Here is a 16,413-nt window from a genome sequence, read left to right on the forward strand (position 1 = left end):
GATGAAGGCTTACTGGATTGCCCACGTGGACATCACTGACCCAACGCAATACGCCGAATACACCCAGCGCGGCCCGGCGGCGTTCGCCAAATACGGCGGGGAGTTTCTGGCACGTGGTGGGCGCGCCGAAGCGCTCGAAGGCCGCAAGACCCCGCAGCGCACCGTGATCATCGAGTTCGAATCCTACGAGCAGGCGCTGGCCTGCTATCACTCGGCCGAGTACCAGGAAGCGATGAGTCACAGGCAGGGCGTGGCCCATGCGGAGATCGTGATTGTCGAGGCGTTTGCGGGGTAGACAGGCGTCCAGCATCAGGCTCTGTAGGAGCGCGCTTGCCCGCGATTGCGTCGTGTCAGACAGCGCATCTGTTGCAGACATACCGCCATCGCGGGCAAGCGCGCTCCTGCACTATGTCGCGGAAGGGGCATCACCGAATGAAATGAATCTTCCCGCTATCGTCATTGCCCACATAAATCCCGTACACCCCGGCCTGGCGCTCGGTGATGTAGCGCTCCAGGATTTGACGGATGGCGGGGTAGTAGATGCTGTCCCACGGAATGTCTTCCGGGGCGAAGAACGTGCAGGCCAGGGTCTCCGGGCCGAACTGGTCCGTGACTTCCAGGGCGATGGCGCGGAAGACGATGTACACCTCGCTGATCTGCGGCACGCTGAAAATCGAGTAGGGCGAGACAATCTCGGCGCGCACGCCGCTTTCTTCCCAGACCTCGCGCAGGGCTGCCTGCTCGGTGGTTTCGCCCGCTTCCATGAAACCCGCCGGCAAGGTCCAGGTGCCGGGACGCGGCGGGATAGCGCGCTGACAGAGCAGGTACTTGCCTTCACGCTCGATGATGCAGCCGGCGATGATCTTCGGGTTGACGTAATGGATGTACTGACAGGCTCCGCACATCAGCCGCTCATGGGTGTCGCCGTCAGGCGTGCGCTGAGCGAGGTCAGTGCTGCCACATTGCGGACAAAAGCGCGGAGCGAGCATGTCAGCGTCCTATGCGCGGTTCCTTCAGAACCACGGGTTCGACGATGTCGCGCACCTTGGTGCCATCGTCCTGTTTGGATTTGAGGTAGTCGAGCGCCACTTTGGCCGCGCTGCGCACGTGATCGACCGAGGCCTGATGCGCGGCCAGCGGGTCGCCGCTTTTGATCGCCGCGACGATTTTTTCCATTTCCTGATTGCTCGCGCCGCGACGGTTTTCCTGAGAAACCGATGTCGCACGCAGGTAGCTGATGCGTGCCTGCAGTTGGCGCAACTGTGTGGCGGCAACATGGTTGCCCGACCCTTCGAGCAGCACGTCGTAAAAACCCTGCACCGAATCAAGCACCTGCTGCAGTTCGCCTTCTTCCAGCGCCTTGGTGTTTTCGTTGAGGGCTTTTTCCAGGGCGCGGATGTCCTTGGCTTTGGCGCGCAGGGTGAACAGCTGAACGATCAGGCCTTCGAGCACGCAGCGCAGCTCATAGATATCGCAGGCGTCTTCGAGGGTGATGATGGCGACGCGCGGGCCCTTTGCATCGGCAAATTCCACCAGGCCTTCGGACTCCAGGTGGCGCAGGGCTTCGCGTACGGACGTGCGGCTGACGCCGAGGCGATCGCAGAGATCCCGTTCAACCAGACGGTCGCCCGGCAGCAGTTGGAAATTCATGATCGCGCTGCGCAGTTTATCCAGCACGATTTCCCGCAGGGTGACGGGGTTTCGATTGACCTTGAAGCTGTCGTCGAGTGGCAGGCGTTTCATGGGGTCCGCTCTGAAGATGGCTGTCCGTGCGAAAAAAGCGGCTTGGTGATCGAGCGCGCCGTCATTTCAGGCAGCCATGTAGTTGACTGGGGTGACCCTAGGGCCAAAACGTTGCGCAGTTTATCACGCCGTGTGCCGCCAACCAGCAGGCCCATCGCCGGGATGGGCCTGATTTCAACGCTTTATCAACGAATTTCACGCCAGAACCGGCAAAGGCCCCAGTTTGCCCCGGTGATAGACCATCGGCGTGACCGGCACCTCAGGCAGGATGAGGTTTTTCACGGCGCCGACGATGATGGCGTGGTCGCCGCCGTCGTACTCGCGCCACAGTTCGCACTCGATGATGGCCGTGGCCTTGCCCAGCAGCGGGTTGCCCAGTTCGCTCAGGTGCCACTCGATGCCTTTGGCCTTGTCTTTGCCTTTACCGGCGAAGGCATAAGCTTCTGCGGTCTGCTCGGCTGACAGCAGATGAATCGCAAACTGCTTGCTGTCGCGCAGCACCGGATAGGTGTCGGACGCGTAGTTGGGGCAGAACAGCACCAGCGCAGGGTCGATCGACAGCGCGCTGAACGCACTGGCGGTGATGCCGACGATGCCGCCGTCCGGATCCAGGGTGGTGACCACCGTGACACCGGAGGGAAAGGACGCCATGACGTCTTTGTAAATCCCGGGTTCGATCATGTCGAAAGCCTCTTAACGCATCACGAAAGGGTCGGGCATCGGTGCTTGCGAGAGGTTGATCCACACCGTTTTCAGTTCGGTGTAGGCCAGTACCGAATCGATACCGCTCTCGCGACCGTAGCCGCTGTTCTTGAAACCGCCGATCGGCGCCATGGCTGACACGGCGCGATAGGTATTAACCCAGATGATCCCGGAGCGCACATCGCGCGCCAGACGGTGGGCGCGGCCCAAGTCACGCGTCCAGATGCCGGCTGCCAGGCCGAATTGCGAGTCGTTGGCAATGGCCAGCGCTTCAGCTTCGTCCTTGAAACGGATCACCGAGGCCACAGGACCGAACACTTCTTCCTGCATGATCTTCATCGAGTTGCGATCGCATTCGAACAGCGTCGGCTCGTAGTACCAGCCTTCGCTGTCCAGCTGTGGACGCTTGCCGCCGGTACGAAGACGCGCGCCCTCGGCCAGCGCATCGGCCACCAGACCTTCGACCACGGCCAGTTGCTGGGCAGTGGCCATGGGGCCCATTTCGCTGGTTTCGTCCTGCGGATTGCCGATGCGGATGCGCTGAGCGCGTTGCACCAGACGCTCGACGAACTCGTCGTAGATCTCGTCCTGCACCAACAGGCGCGAGCCGGACACGCAGCTCTGTCCCGACGCTGCATAGATCCCGGCGATGGCACCGTTGATGGCGCTGTCCAGATCGGCGTCAGCGAAGATGATGTTCGGCGACTTGCCGCCCAGTTCCAGCGACAGTTTGGCGAAGTTCTCGGCGCTGCTGCGCACCACATGCCGGGCCATGGCTGCGCCGCCGGTGAAAGCGATCTTGCGCACCAGCGGGTGGCGGGTGAGGGCGGCACCGGTGCTTGGGCCGTAGCCGGTGACGACGTTGACCACGCCCGGCGGAATACCGGCTTCGAGGGCCAGACGCGCCAGTTCAAGGATGGTCGCCGAAGCATGTTCCGAGGGTTTGAGCACGATGGTGTTGCCGGCGGCCAATGCCGGGGCCAGCTTGATCGCGGTCAGATAAAGCGGGCTGTTCCAGGGAATGATCCCGGCCACCACACCCATCGGTTCGTGCACGGTGTAGGCAAACAGGTCGGGCTTGTCCAGCGGCAGCGTGCCGCCTTCGAGCTTGTCGGCCAGGCCAGCGGTGTAGTGGAAAAACTCGGGCAGGTAACTGACCTGGCCGCGGGTCTCGCGGATCAGCTTGCCGTTGTCGCGGCTTTCCAGCTGCGCCAGGTGTTCTTTGTTTTCGGCGATCAGATCGCCCAGACGACGCAGCAATTTGCCGCGAGCCGTGGCGGTGAGTTTGCGCCACGCCGGGTTTTCGAAAGCGGCCTGAGCCGCCTGAACGGCGCGCTCGACGTCGGCTTCGTCAGCGTCGGGCAACTCGGCCCAAGGCTGGGCCAGCGCCGGATTGAGGCTTTCGAAAGTCTTGCCGGACAGCGCATCGACCCATTGGCCGTCGATGCACATCTGGAAACGGGTAAGGCTCATGCAACGATCCCCTTTGCCGAGTTGTTTTGCGCGTCTGCCTGTTTGAGGAAATCCAGCAGCATCTGATTGACCAGACGCGGCGATTCCACGGGCATCATATGCCGCTGCTCGGCAAGTATCGCCACCTGTGCGCCATGAATGCGCAACGCCAGTTGCCGCGCCATGTCCGGCGTGGAGCCGGGGTCCAGCTCGCCGGTGGCGATCAGCGTCGGTGCGCGAATCTCGCCCAGATCGTCGGCGCGGTACATGTCTTGGGTGGCGAACAATTGATACGTGGTCAGGTAACCCTGCGGATCGTTGCTGGCAAGGATCTGCCGGATCGCCGCGATCTGCGCCGGGTTGGCCGCTTGATACTCGCGGCTGAACCAGCGCGACAACGCCTCGGCCGCATTCGCGTCGGGGCCGTGTTCGGCGGCCTGACCGGTGCGGGCAATGACGCTTGCGCGCTGTTCGGCCGTGCGATTGAACACGCTGTTGAGGATGACCATCCCCGACAAGTGCTGTGGGAAGTGCAGGGCAAAGGCCCGTGCCACCAGCCCGCCCATGGAGAAGCCGATGACCGTGGCACTGGGCAGACCCAGGTGTTCCAGCAGCTCACGCAACTGGTCGGCGTATCCCGGCAACCCCGTGTCCGGATCCGGACGCGGACTGGCGCCATGGCCGAGCATGTCGTAGGCAATGACTCGATAGTGCGGGGACAGACCGACGATCTGTCCTCCCCACATCTCCTTGTTCAAGCCAACCCCGTGAATCAACACCACAGGGTGGCCTTGGCCGGTCGCCAGATAACTGGTGCCGGCCGGGGTGCGTTCAGCGGTGAGCCGAATCATGGATTGCTCCTGCACAGGCCTTATTAGTATGGGCAGCCGAGATCACTGAGCTTTTTCGGCAGCCAGTTCTTCCAGATCGATGTAGCGGTTGCCGATGCGCGGGTGCAGGCGGCCGCCGTTCGCAGCGCCAAGCACGACGATGATTTCGTCGGCGCGCGGCGAGTCTTCGATCTGCATTTCGAGGGTGATGTAGTGCGAACGCAGGCCTTCGTCGTCCTTGTGCATCATCGGAATCTGAATGGAGGTGCCTGGACCGCCGCGCTTGTTAGTGAAGCTCAGGTAGCTCTTGGCCTTCACGGCTTCGCGGTAGTGATTGCCGAAGCGCAGGGTGTGAATCACGGCCGAGGCGTGTTCAATTTCGCCTTCAGCACCGACCACTGCGGCCTTGCCGTAGGCCTGGATCTTGTCGGCGCCGCCGATCAGACCGGTCAGGCGCTCGACCATCATGGCGCCGAGGTCGGAGCAGTTGGCGCGGATTTCCGGTTTCAGGTCTTCAACGAAACCGCGACCCAGCCACGGGTTTTTCATCACCACCGCCAGACCGACCATGGTCACGGGTGTGTCGGTGGCCTTGCCGCCTTCGATCAGGGTTTCTTCGAGGTAGCTGACGATTTTGCGAATTTCGAAACTCATGAAGGGCTCCCGGGTTCTTGGTTAGATTGTTCATGGGGTTTGTATTTGGTCTGATGGTATACCATAAGATTGATCGTGCAAGTGGTTTGTGTGGGGATGTGTCGAAAATCCCTTTCCAGTCGACGCATCACTTGTAGGCGCCGGCTTATATGGCGTGTATTTTCACTATTTGGGGTGACGCTGATGGTTTGGTTTGTCCTAACGTCCAAACTGTTCCGCCTTCGGCGGGTTACTTGAAAAGCCCCCCTCTTTGTTTCAAGAGGCAGCCAAGGGTCCGGCTCCTGGTTTGGTCTCGACTTCGTCGAGGTTCCGTAACGAAGGCGACGCTCCGTGGGCACGCGCCAAACGGGCATCCATGCCCTGACGGCGCTCTCGCGGCATCCATGCCGCTCGACCCACTCCGCATCGCCTGCGTTCAGCCTGCACCCAAGTCGCGTTTTGTGGTGTCTGGCCTGCTGCGGCATGAAGATCAAAAGCCACAGCGCGCTTTGCGCTGTTTAGCTCAACACTTCAATCGTTGAATACACATAAACCCTGTGGGAGTTAGCTTGCTGACGAATGCGGTGTGTCATTCACCTTTGATGCAACTGGCTCACTCCCATCGCGAGCATGCTGATGGTTCCCACGCTCCGCGTGGTAACCCATTCAATGACGCTCTGCGTCATCCGAAATGTGGCGCATGCGGACAGACGCCACTGGTTTGAGAACCATAGAATCTCCCACAAGTGTCGCTGCTCAGTTGATAAACGGCCCTAGCCAGATTTATCCGAAAAGAGTACAAATGTGCTCCATGACGACTTTATCTCCCAAACGCTCTGCCATCCTGACCTTCATTCGGGATCGCATCGCCCAGAATGGCCAGCCACCGAGCCTGGCGGAAATCTCCGAGGCCTTCGGTTTTGCGTCGCGCAGCGTGGCGCGCAAGCACATCGTGGCGCTGACCGAAGCCGGTTTTATTGAGGTCACGGCCAATCAGGCGCGGGGCATTCGTCTGGTGGAGAACAGGCCGCGCGCACACATGCTGGAAATTCCGGTGCTGGGTCGCGTCGCCGCCGGGGCGCCGATCGGTCCCGATATCGACATCCACGACACCTTCACCCTCGACAGCCGCACCTTCCTGCGCATCCCCGATTACCTGCTGCGGGTCAAAGGCGACTCGATGATCGAGGACGGCATTTTCGACGGCGATCTGGTCGGCATCCTGCAAAGTGCCGAGGCCCGGGATGGACAGATCGTCGTGGCCCGGCTCGACGGCGAGGTGACCATCAAGCGCCTTGAGCGCGGCCATGACACCTTCCGCCTGATGCCGCGTAACCCCGCTTATGCGCCCATCGTCGTGCGTCCAGATCAGGACTTCGCCATCGAAGGCGTGTTCTGCGGCCTGGTGCGCCGAGAATGATGGGCGCGGTGGTCAGCCTAAACGCGCTGCTGGACGAGCGTCGGGTCTGGAAAGGGCGCCCCGAGGTTCAGCCGGTGGCCGCGCAACCCACCGGCCATGCCTTGCTCGACGCGGCGTTGCCCATGGGCGGATGGCCGCCTGCGGCGCTGACCGAAATCCTGATTCCCGCCAATGGCAGCGGCGAGTTGCGCCTGCTGTGGCCGACCCTTGCGCGGCTGGCCGACAGTGGCGAGCGCATCGTGCTGGTGGCGCCGCCTCATGTGCCGTATCCCCAGGCCTGGCAGGCGGCCGGTGTCGATCTGCGGCAGTTGTCGGTGATCGAAGCCAGTGAACGCGACGCCTTGTGGGCCGTGGAGCAGTGCCTGCGTTCGGGCAGTTGTGGCGCGGTGCTGTGCTGGCCGAACAAGGTCGACGACCGTGCCTTGCGCCGTCTGCAAGTGGCGGCGGAAACCGGGGAAACCCTGGCCTTTGCCTGCCGTGGGCAAAACGCTGCGGTCAACCCGTCGCCCGCTGCCTTGCGCATCGCCATCGATGTACGACCGCGTCAGCTACGGGTGCTCAAATGCCGTGGCGGTCTGGCGCCGTCTTCACCGATTCCGTTTACCACCGACGCCTGAGGTTTCCATGCTCTGGGCCTGTGTCCTGCTGCCGCAACTGGCGCTGGACGGCGTCATGCGTCGTCGCGCCAACCCTGAAGAACCGCTGGCGTTGATCAGCGGCTCGGCCCAGCGTCGGGTGTTGCAAACCGTCAATGCCGCTGCGCGCGAACTCGGATTGCGCCCCGGTCAGTCACTGACCGCCGCACATGCCATGACTCGCGAGTTTGCGACGGTCGAATACGACCCGGACGAAACAGGCCGCTGGCACCGTTTATTGGCCGCCTGGGCCTATCGGTTCAGCTCGCAGGTCAGCCTGAAATACCCCCGCGTCCTGCTGATGGAAGTCGAGTCCAGCCTGGGGCTGTTCGGACCCTGGCCGGTGTTCGAAGCGCGCTTGCGTCAGGAACTGACGGCGTTGGGGTTCAGTCATCGCATCGTCGTGGCGCCTAATCCGATGGCGGCGCGCATGCTCGCCAATGCCCACGATGGTCTGGCGGTGACCTGCAACGACAGCCTGCAACAGGTGCTGGAACAGATGCCGGTCAATCGTATCGGCTTGTCTCAGGACGTGTCGACAGCCTTCGGCCGCATGGGCCTGCATCGCCTGCGCCAGGTGTCGGCGTTGCCTCGCGATACCCTGGCCAGACGTTTTGCGCCCCAAGTGCTGCAGCACCTGGACACCTTGCTTGGGCGCAGGCCGATGCCCCTTGAGTGCTACGTGCCGCCCGATCATTTCGACACCCGCATCGAACTCAATTTCGACGTGGAATCCCATCAGGCCCTGCTGTTCCCGCTCAAGCGCATGATTGCCGATCTGGCGTTGTTTCTCGGCGGACGCGACAGCGGTGTGCAGCGGTTCATCATCCATCTGGAGCATGTGCCCAGTGTCGGCAGCGTGGCGCCCGATACCCTGATTCCGGTGGGCTTGCTGAGTGCCGAGCGTGAAGCCGACAGGCTGTTCGAACTGGCCCGCGGGCGTCTGGAACAGGTGGTGGTGCCGTCGCCCGTGCGCGCCTTGAGGTTGCAGGCAAAGGACCTGCCGGCCTTCGTGCCGTCTCATCGCGAGCTGTTCGATGACCGCCCGCAACAGAACATGCCGTGGGAGCAGTTACGCGAACGCCTGCGTGCTCGACTGGGCGATGAGGCCGTCAGCGGCCTGGGTTTTCATGCCGACCACCGTCCGGAGTGTGCGTGGTTGCCGACATCTGTCAGCAAGCCCGTGATGGCGGCGCACAAGGTTTCACGTCCGGGATGGCTGCTGCGCGAACCCGAACATCTCAGCGATTCCAGCGTCCGCGTGCTGGCCGGGCCTGAGCGCATCGAATCGGGGTGGTGGGACGGCGGTGATGTGCGTCGCGATTACTTCCTGGTCGAGACCCGCACCGGGCAGCGCGGCTGGGCCTATCGCAAGGTCGGGGATGACAGCGGCCTGTTGTTGCAGGGCTGGTTCGCATGAGGGGGGACTACGCCGAGCTGCACTGCCTGTCCAACTTCAGTTTTCAGCGCGGCGCGTCCAGCGCCAAGGAGCTGTTCGAGCGGGCGAAACGTCACGGCTATCAAGCCTTGGCCATCACCGATGAATGCACGCTGGCGGGTATCGTGCGGGCCTGGCAAGCAGCCAGTGAATGTGAGTTGCCTTTGATCATCGGCAGCGAGGTTACCCTCGAGAACGGCCCGAAGGTGGTGCTCTTGGTGGAAGACCTCGCGGGTTATCAGGCCTTGTGCGGTTTGATCACCGAAGGTCGACGGCGCAGCAAGAAGGGCGAGTACCGACTGTTGCGCGAAGATTTCCGGCGACCGGTGGCAGGGTTGCTGGCGTTATGGGTGCCGGATCTGGATCAGCGTGCCGAGGCGCTGCACGAGCAAGGTGACTGGTTGCGTCAGACCTTCAAGCAAGACCTGTGGCTGAGCGTGCAACTGCATTGCGGGCCCGATGACAGCCTGCGTCTGTCGAGGCTGCTGGCGCTGGCGCGTTCGCTCGACATCCCCGCAGTGGCCAGCGGTGATGTGCACATGCATGCTCGTGGCCGCCGCGCCTTGCAAGACACCATGACCGCGATTCGTCACCACACCACCGTGGCTGAAGCCGGCCATCGCCTGTACCCCAACGGCGAGCGGCATTTGCGTACGCGTAACGTACTGGCCGAGTTGTACCCCGCTGACCTGCTGGCTGAAACCCTGAACATCGCCCGGCGCTGCCGCTTTGACCTGAAGCAGTTGCGCTACGAATACCCCCACGAGCTGGTGCCTGCCCAACACACGCCGGCCAGTTGGCTGCGCCAGCTCACCGAAGCGGGTGCACGCTGGCGCTGGCCCAAGGGCGTGCCCGAGGTGGCGCGGAAAAATATCGAGAAGGAACTGAAGATCATCTCGACAATGAAGTACGAAAGTTACTTCCTCACCGTGCATGACATCGTCAAATTCGCCCGCGATCAGAGCATTCTGTGTCAGGGCCGTGGCTCAGCCGCCAACTCGACCGTGTGTTTCGTCCTGGGCATCACCGAGCTGGACCCGGCAAACATCAATCTGCTGTTCGAACGCTTCATTTCGGAAGAACGTAATGAGCCGCCGGACATCGACGTCGACTTCGAGCACGAGCGCCGCGAGGAAGTCCTGCAATACATCTTTCGTCGTTATGGCCGGGGCAGGGCGGCGTTAACGGCCGTGGCAAGCACCTATCACGGCGCGGGCGCGGTTCGGGATGTGGCGCGGGTGCTCGGCTTGCCGCCCGATCAGATCAACGCACTGGCGGACTGTTTCAGCCGCTGGAGCGACACGCTGCCGTCGCCTGAACGTCTGCGTGAATGCGGTTTCGAGCCCGACAGCCCGGTGTTGCGCCGTGTATTGACGTTGACCGGCGAACTGATCGGTTTTCCCCGGCACCTGTCCCAGCATCCCGGCGGCTTTGTGATCTCCGAGCATCCACTGGAGACGCTGGTGCCCGTGGAAAACGCCGCGATGGCTGACCGCACGATCATTCAGTGGGACAAGGACGATCTGGACCTGGTGGGCCTGCTCAAAGTCGACATTCTGGCCCTCGGCATGCTGAGCGCTCTGCGCCGCACGTTCGATCTGGTCGAGTTGCATCGGCACAAACGCTGGACCATCGCCACGCTGCCGGACGGGGATGAGCCGACCTACGAGATGATCAGCCGCGCAGACACCATCGGCGTGTTCCAGATTGAATCGCGGGCGCAGATGTCGATGCTTCCACGCCTCAAACCCAAGGAGTTTTACGACCTGGTGATCGAGGTCGCCATTGTCCGACCGGGGCCGATTCAGGGCGACATGGTGCATCCCTATTTAAGGCGTCGAAATGGCGAGGAGGAGGTGACCTATCCCTCCGAGGCGCTCGAGGACGTCTTCAAGCGCACACTGGGCGTGCCGCTGTTTCAGGAGCAGGTCATGCAACTGGCCATCGTCGCCGCCGACTATTCCCCGGGAGAAGCCGACCAGTTGCGCCGCTCCATGGCCGCCTGGAAACGTCACGGCGGGCTCGAGCCGCACCGTATTCGCCTCAGCGAGCGCATGAAAGAGAAGGGCTATCCGGACGAGTTCATCCACCGCATCTTCGAGCAGATCAAGGGCTTTGGCAGTTACGGCTTTCCCGAGTCCCATGCCGCCAGCTTCGCCTTGCTGACCTACGCCAGCTGCTGGCTCAAATGCCACGAACCGGCCGCGTTCACCTGCGCACTGATCAACAGCTGGCCCATGGGGTTCTACAGCCCTGACCAGTTGCTGCAGGACGCGCGTCGGCATCACATCGAAATCCGTCCGGTGGACGTGCGCTACAGCGACTGGGACTGTTCGCTGGAGCCGGTCGACAGCCCCGAGTACACGCGCAACCTGGCGATCCGCATGGGCATGCGCATGATTCGTGGTTTTCGCGAAGAAGACGCCAGGCGCATCGAGCAATCGCGGCAACAGCGCGCGTTCAAGGACGTCACCGACCTGTGCATACGTGCCGATCTGGACAACCGAGGCCGCGCATCGCTGGCCGATTCGGGGGCTTTGCGCGGGTTGGCCGGGCATCGCCATCGCGCGCGCTGGGAGATCGCGGGGGTCGAAGTGCAGCGGCCCTTGTTCGGCGATGACTGTTTTGGTGAAGAGGCACAGGTGGCCTTGCCGCTGCCCAGCGTGGCTCAGGATCTGGTGGCCGATTACGACACCCTCGGCACGACACTGGGTCCGCACCCGTTGTCTTTGCTGCGCACTAAACTGGCGGCCAAACGCTTTCGCAGTTCGAAGGATTTGCTCACCGAAGAGCACGGGCGCAATTTCAGCGTCGCCGGGCTGGTGGTCGGTCGACAAAGGCCCGGCACGGCCAGCGGCGTGACGTTCGTCACCCTGGAAGACGAGCACGGCATGATCAACGTGGTGGTCTGGCGCGACCTGGCCGAACGTCAGCGCAAGGTGCTGGTGGGGTCGCAGTTGATGCAGGTGTTCGGCAAGTTCGAATACCAGAAAGGCGTGCGCCACGTCATTGCGCAGCGGCTGTTCGACCTGACGCCGTTACTGACGGGGCTGGATGTGCGCAGTCGGGATTTCAAGTGATGAGTGGGGCAACCGACACTCACCGTATGGACTCACAAATAACGGTGGGAGTGAGCTTGCTCACGAAGACGTCAGTACATCCGATATATCTTCATCGGTCGTAGATCGGCATTCGCGAGCCGGCTCGCACACAGCGGGCTGCAGTTGGCTGGAAGATGGGACGGCTTAAACCTCTACCTTCACCGCACGCCCGGTCTTGATCGATTCCAGTGCGCAGTTGGCCAGGTGCAGCGCTTTCAGGCCATCGCGGGCGTTGGTCGGTAACGGCTCGCCGGCGTTCACCGCGTCGATGAACTGGTTGAGCTCGTTGCGATAGGAATCGGCGTAGCGCTCAAGGAAGAAGTTCTCCAGCGGCTCACGGGCTTCGGTCTGGGTCGCGCTGTAGGTGCGCACGGTGCTTGGGCGGTGGTTGTCGTTGAGGATCATGCCTTTGGAACCGAAGACTTCCAGACGCTGATCGTAGCCGTACACCGCTTCGCGGCAGCAGTTGATGTGGCATTGCTTGCCGGACGCCGTACGCAGCAGAACCATGACGCTGTCGTAGTCGTCGATCTGCGCCAGCGCCGGGTCGACCAGACGGCTGGCGATGGCCAGCACTTCCACCGGTTCCTCGCCGAGCAACGTGCGCGCGGTGTCGAAGTCGTGGATGGTCATGTCGCGGAAGATCCCGCCAGAATGCTTGAGGTATTCCACCGGTGCCAGCCCGGGGTCGCGGCTGGTGATCACCACCTGGCGCACGTCGCCGATGTCGCCGTTGGCAATCGCTTTGCGCATGTGCAGGGTGTCCGGGTCGAAGCGGCGGTTGAAGCCCAGCATCACCTTGCCGTTCAGGCGCTCGATGTCTTCCACCGCCTTGGCTGCCTTGGCGAAATCCAGATCGATGGGTTTTTCGCAGAGCACCGGTTTGCCCAGTTGAACGGCGCGCAGCATCAGATCGATGTGGGTGTCGGTGGGCGTGCCGATGACGATTGCATCGACGTCGTCACGGGCAATGGCCTCGGCGCAGTCGTAAGCCGCCGCGCAACCCAGTCTGGCCGCCAGTGTGTCGACGCCTTCGCGCCAGGGGTCGGCGATCACCGACAGTTGCACATCCGGATTGGCCGCGACGTTGGCCGCGTGAATGTTGGCGATGCGGCCTGCGCCGAGGACTGCGATGCGTAGCATGGGTGGATCTCCTTGGATTGTTGTTGTCGGGTAGATCGGTTGGGGCTCGGAACGGGGGTCAGTGCACCAGATTGAACGGCGTCACGATCTGCACTTGGGAGGCGGGGATCGGATCGACCTTCCACAGACGGTGAAACTGCAGGATGTGCAGGAAGGCATGCCGGGCGTCGACCTGCAGGTTGTGGTCGATGATGGCGGCGATCTTTTCTTCCGCCAGCAGCTGGCGGTTTTCCTGGTCCAGGTCATGGCCGATGAACACGGCCAGCGAGCGGTCAAGCGTGGCGAATGCGTCGACGATGGCGCGGTTGCCGCCGCCGACGCTGTAGATGGCCTTGATCGACGGATTGGCCTTCAGCGCTTCGGTCACGCGTTCGAGTGTGGGCTCGTACACGCCAAATCCGCCGGTGATGTCGACCACGCGCAGGTGCGGCGCGCGGCTGCGTAACCAGGTGCGAAACCCCATTTCGCGTTCTTCTTCACCCCGGAACAACTCGCTGCTGATGACCACGGCGACGTCTTGCGCGGCCTGGCCCAGCCAGCTCGCCATCAGGTACGCCGCCGTTTGCCCGGCCGTGCGGTTGTCCATGCCGATGTAACCGATGCGATCGCTTTGGGGCAGATCGGAGACCAGTGTCACGACCGGGATGCCGGCGGCGGTGACCTGATTCACGGCCTCATTGATCTGCGGCTCGTCCGCCGCCTTGAGGATCAGGCCCTGACTGCCTTTACCGGCACACCGCAGGATCAGGTCGTGCATCTCCTGGGTGTCGATCTCCTGATACGGGTGGAAACGGGGAAAAATGCGAAACGGCGCCAGGCTGCCCAACTGCGCGTGAATCGCCTCCTGCACCGCGTCGCTGAAGCGTTTGGGCGTGTGCAGGATGATGTCGATATGGAAGGTGCGGCCGACCGCAGGCCCGGTTTTTTCTTGGGCTTCCAGTTCTTCGAGGGCCTGCTGAATGCGACGGTTGGTCTGGTAATGGACGCTGCCGCGTTCGTGCAGCACGCGATCGACTGTAGCCTTGCTGACGCCGGCCTGGGCGGCGATCTGCTTGATGGAGAAACGTCGGGCGCGGTCGAGCATGAGAGTCCCTGAGCCTTTTTGAGGTCTTGTTGAGGTTGATTCGGGCGTCTGTGAGGTTTTCGCAATGCTAGTCTCAGTTCCAATCGTTGTACAGATGGAATTTAAATTCTATTGCGACGACGATCACCCGCAGCCAAAAACAACAACAGCAGGAGACAGGCATGTCAGCACTCGATCTTTCCACTTCTTTCACCGGTCGCTACTTCGTCGTCACCGGCAGCACTCAAGGGTTGGGCGCCGCAGTGGCTCATACCCTTGCGCAACGCGGCGCGGCGGGCCTGATCATCTGCGGACGCAGTCGTGACAAAGGCGAACAGCAAGTGCGTCAACTGGCCGAACTGGATTGCCAGGCGTTCTTCGTCGAGGCTGACATGGAGAACGTCGACGATTGCCGTCGTGTCGTGGCCGCTGCCAAGGAACACTTCGGGACTGTTCACGGCCTGGTCAACTGCGCCGGGATGTCTGACCGCGGCACCATCATCGACACCTCACCCGAGCTGTTTGATCGCATCTTTGCGGTCAACGTAAAAGCCCCGTTTTTTCTCATGCAGGAATGCATCAAGCTGATGATCGCCAACAACGTCGAAGGCTCGATCGTCAGCATCCTCAGTGTCTCCGGCCATGGCGGTCAGTCGTTCCTGTCGGCGTACGCTGCGTCCAAAGGCGCGCTCGCAGTGCTGACCAAGAACGTAGCGTTCAGCACCTTGCGCAACCGCATCCGCGTCAACGGCCTGAACATCGGCTGGATGGACACCCCGCACGAAGACCAGATCCAGCGCCAGTACCACGGTGCCGACGAAGGCTGGCTCGCCCGCGCCGAGGCGCAGTCACCGTTCGGTCGCTTGCTCAAACCTCAGGAAGTGGCCAACAGCGTCGCCTATCTGCTCTCCGATCAATCGGGCATGACCACCGGCGCGGTGATCGACATGGAGCAGGGCATCATGGGCTGCGGCGACGGTTCCACACCCCGTCCTGATGCACCGTTGACCCTGGACGGCGTTGCCGGAGCAGCGTTGTGAGCCTCTTCGCCACCTCGCGTGACATCGATGTCCGGGCGTTCGCGGCGGTATGTGAACAGCGGGTGAATGCCGCCGAGTATCCTCATGCGCAGGAAGTGGTCAGTCAGGTGGTGATCTATGACGCCGATGCGCTGCGCAGCGCCGCTCTGCATGACCGCTTGGGCATATTGAGCGAGCTGCACCGGCTGTTTCGCGACGGCCCGGGTGTGATGGTGGTGCGCAATGCCTTTCCCGATCTCGCGGTCGTTGACCGGCACAGCGAGGTGTTCCGCCAGATCATCACCGACGAAGCGGCGAGGGTGGTGCGGGCCGACCACTTCGCCAAGGCGGGCGCCAATCAGCGGATCTGGAATTCGCTGCAGAAAGCCGCCGAACATTCGCCGGACTCGTTCATCGAGTACTACGCCAATCCCTTGCTCGGCCTGATCGCCGAGTCGTGGCTGGGACCCTCTTTTCAGGCGTCGGCGCAGGTCAATGTGGTGACGCCGGGCGGTCAGGCGCAACAGCCCCATCGCGACTATCACCTGGGCTTCCAGAGCGATGAGGTCGCCGCGCGTTTTCCGCTGCCGATGCATCGCCTGTCGCAACACCTCACGCTGCAGGGCGCGGTGGCGCACACCGACATGCCGCTGGAAACCGGACCGACGCTGTTGTTGCCGTTCTCGCAGCAGTACGAGCTGGGTTATCTGGCGTGGCGTGATCAGGCGTTCATCGACTACTTCGATCGTCACGCGATTCAGTTGCCGCTGAACAAAGGTGATCTGCTGTTCTTCAACCCCGCGCTGTTCCATGCGGCGGGCACCAACCGCACGACGGATGAGTTCCGGATGGCGAACCTGCTGCAGATTTCGTCGGCGTTCGGCAAGCCGATGGAGACGGTCAATCGGGAACGGATGATGCTGGCGCTGTATCCGCTGATGCTCAAGCGGGTCGAGCAAGGCGAACTGGATGAAGAGGGCATGCAGGCGGTGATTGCGATGAGTGCGGACGGGTATTCATTTCCGACCAACCTGGACACTGACCCGCCATTGCACGGCATGGCGCCACAGACGGGGCAGCAATTGTTCGAGTTGGCGTTGCAGGAGCGTTGGCCGGTGGAGCGGTTTGTCGAGGCAGTTGAGGTGATGCGGGTTAAGCGGTTCGCCTGAGTTCAATGATTCATCGGTGGTGCTGGATGTTGTATGTTTCCTGCAAAGATACAGTCGCCATTTCT

Annotated in this window: 15 protein-coding genes; 7 read left to right on the top strand and 8 right to left on the bottom strand. The window is 62.2% G+C overall.

Going from position 1 to position 16,413, the window contains the following annotated elements:
* Position 1 precedes the first annotated feature (1 nt).
* The gene (locus AB4N84_RS23640; RefSeq protein WP_460043454.1) at positions 2-295 is read left to right on the top strand and encodes a DUF1330 domain-containing protein; all 294 of its coding nucleotides are present in this window, start codon (positions 2-4) and stop codon (positions 293-295) included.
* A 130-nt stretch (positions 296-425) separates the two neighbouring features.
* On the opposite strand, the gene AB4N84_RS23645 is transcribed toward AB4N84_RS23640, so the two are convergent.
* The 6 genes from AB4N84_RS23645 to AB4N84_RS23670 all read right to left on the bottom strand — a co-directional run bounded on the left by AB4N84_RS23645 (position 426) and on the right by AB4N84_RS23670 (position 5,381).
* Positions 426-989, bottom strand: coding sequence for an NUDIX hydrolase (locus tag AB4N84_RS23645; RefSeq protein WP_460043455.1), 564 nt, complete (start codon positions 987-989; stop codon positions 426-428).
* Between the two features lies 1 nt (position 990).
* Positions 991-1,743: a GntR family transcriptional regulator gene (locus AB4N84_RS23650; protein ID WP_460043456.1), complete on the bottom strand. Its 753-nt coding sequence runs from the start codon at positions 1,741-1,743 to the stop codon at positions 991-993.
* Between the two features lie 195 nt (positions 1,744-1,938).
* Positions 1,939-2,424: a flavin reductase family protein gene (locus AB4N84_RS23655; RefSeq protein ID WP_460043457.1), complete on the bottom strand. Its 486-nt coding sequence runs from the start codon at positions 2,422-2,424 to the stop codon at positions 1,939-1,941.
* A gap of 12 nt (positions 2,425-2,436) precedes the next feature.
* Entirely contained in the window at positions 2,437-3,918 is a 1,482-nt protein-coding gene (locus AB4N84_RS23660) for an aldehyde dehydrogenase (protein ID WP_460043458.1), read from the bottom strand.
* A complete protein-coding gene (locus AB4N84_RS23665; RefSeq protein ID WP_460043459.1) occupies positions 3,915-4,748 on the bottom strand; it encodes an alpha/beta fold hydrolase in 834 nt (277 codons plus the stop codon). The genes AB4N84_RS23660 and AB4N84_RS23665 overlap by 4 nt, the downstream gene beginning before the upstream one ends.
* A gap of 42 nt (positions 4,749-4,790) precedes the next feature.
* On the bottom strand, positions 4,791-5,381 hold the full coding sequence (locus tag AB4N84_RS23670) for an amino acid synthesis family protein (RefSeq protein WP_400607078.1): 591 nt from the start codon (positions 5,379-5,381) through the stop codon (positions 4,791-4,793).
* A gap of 781 nt (positions 5,382-6,162) precedes the next feature.
* Between AB4N84_RS23670 and lexA the strand changes: the two genes are divergently transcribed.
* From lexA to AB4N84_RS23690, 4 genes are read left to right on the top strand one after another with little or no spacing between them, the layout of a single operon-like run.
* A complete protein-coding gene (lexA, locus tag AB4N84_RS23675; protein ID WP_074750034.1) occupies positions 6,163-6,780 on the top strand; it encodes a transcriptional repressor LexA in 618 nt (205 codons plus the stop codon).
* A complete protein-coding gene (gene imuA, locus AB4N84_RS23680) occupies positions 6,780-7,397 on the top strand; it encodes a translesion DNA synthesis-associated protein ImuA (protein ID WP_460047112.1) in 618 nt (205 codons plus the stop codon). Before lexA ends, imuA begins: the two co-directional genes overlap by 1 nt.
* A gap of 7 nt (positions 7,398-7,404) precedes the next feature.
* Positions 7,405-8,835 (top strand): Y-family DNA polymerase, encoded by a 1,431-nt coding sequence (locus AB4N84_RS23685; RefSeq protein ID WP_460043460.1) that lies wholly within the window; start codon positions 7,405-7,407, stop codon positions 8,833-8,835.
* Positions 8,832-11,933 carry an error-prone DNA polymerase gene (locus AB4N84_RS23690; protein WP_460043461.1) on the top strand — a complete coding sequence of 1,034 codons (3,102 nt, stop codon included), beginning with the start codon at positions 8,832-8,834 and terminating at the stop codon, positions 11,931-11,933. Before AB4N84_RS23685 ends, AB4N84_RS23690 begins: the two co-directional genes overlap by 4 nt.
* A gap of 165 nt (positions 11,934-12,098) precedes the next feature.
* Here AB4N84_RS23690 and iolG read toward each other — a convergent pair whose 3' ends face one another.
* Both iolG and AB4N84_RS23700 read right to left on the bottom strand, forming a co-directional pair.
* Positions 12,099-13,097, bottom strand: a complete 999-nt coding sequence (gene iolG / locus AB4N84_RS23695) for an inositol 2-dehydrogenase (protein ID WP_460043462.1) — start codon at positions 13,095-13,097, stop codon at positions 12,099-12,101.
* A gap of 58 nt (positions 13,098-13,155) precedes the next feature.
* Positions 13,156-14,181 (bottom strand): LacI family DNA-binding transcriptional regulator, encoded by a 1,026-nt coding sequence (locus AB4N84_RS23700; protein ID WP_460043464.1) that lies wholly within the window; start codon positions 14,179-14,181, stop codon positions 13,156-13,158.
* A 161-nt stretch (positions 14,182-14,342) separates the two neighbouring features.
* Here AB4N84_RS23700 and AB4N84_RS23705 point away from each other — a divergent pair, with 161 nt between their 5' ends.
* Entirely contained in the window at positions 14,343-15,200 is an 858-nt protein-coding gene (locus tag AB4N84_RS23705; protein ID WP_460043466.1) for an SDR family oxidoreductase, read from the top strand.
* Entirely contained in the window at positions 15,197-16,348 is a 1,152-nt protein-coding gene (locus AB4N84_RS23710) for a phytanoyl-CoA dioxygenase family protein (RefSeq protein WP_460043468.1), read from the top strand. Before AB4N84_RS23705 ends, AB4N84_RS23710 begins: the two co-directional genes overlap by 4 nt.
* The last annotated feature ends 65 nt before the right edge of the window (positions 16,349-16,413 follow it).

It is taken from the genome of Pseudomonas sp. S2_H01 (genome assembly GCF_054668305.1).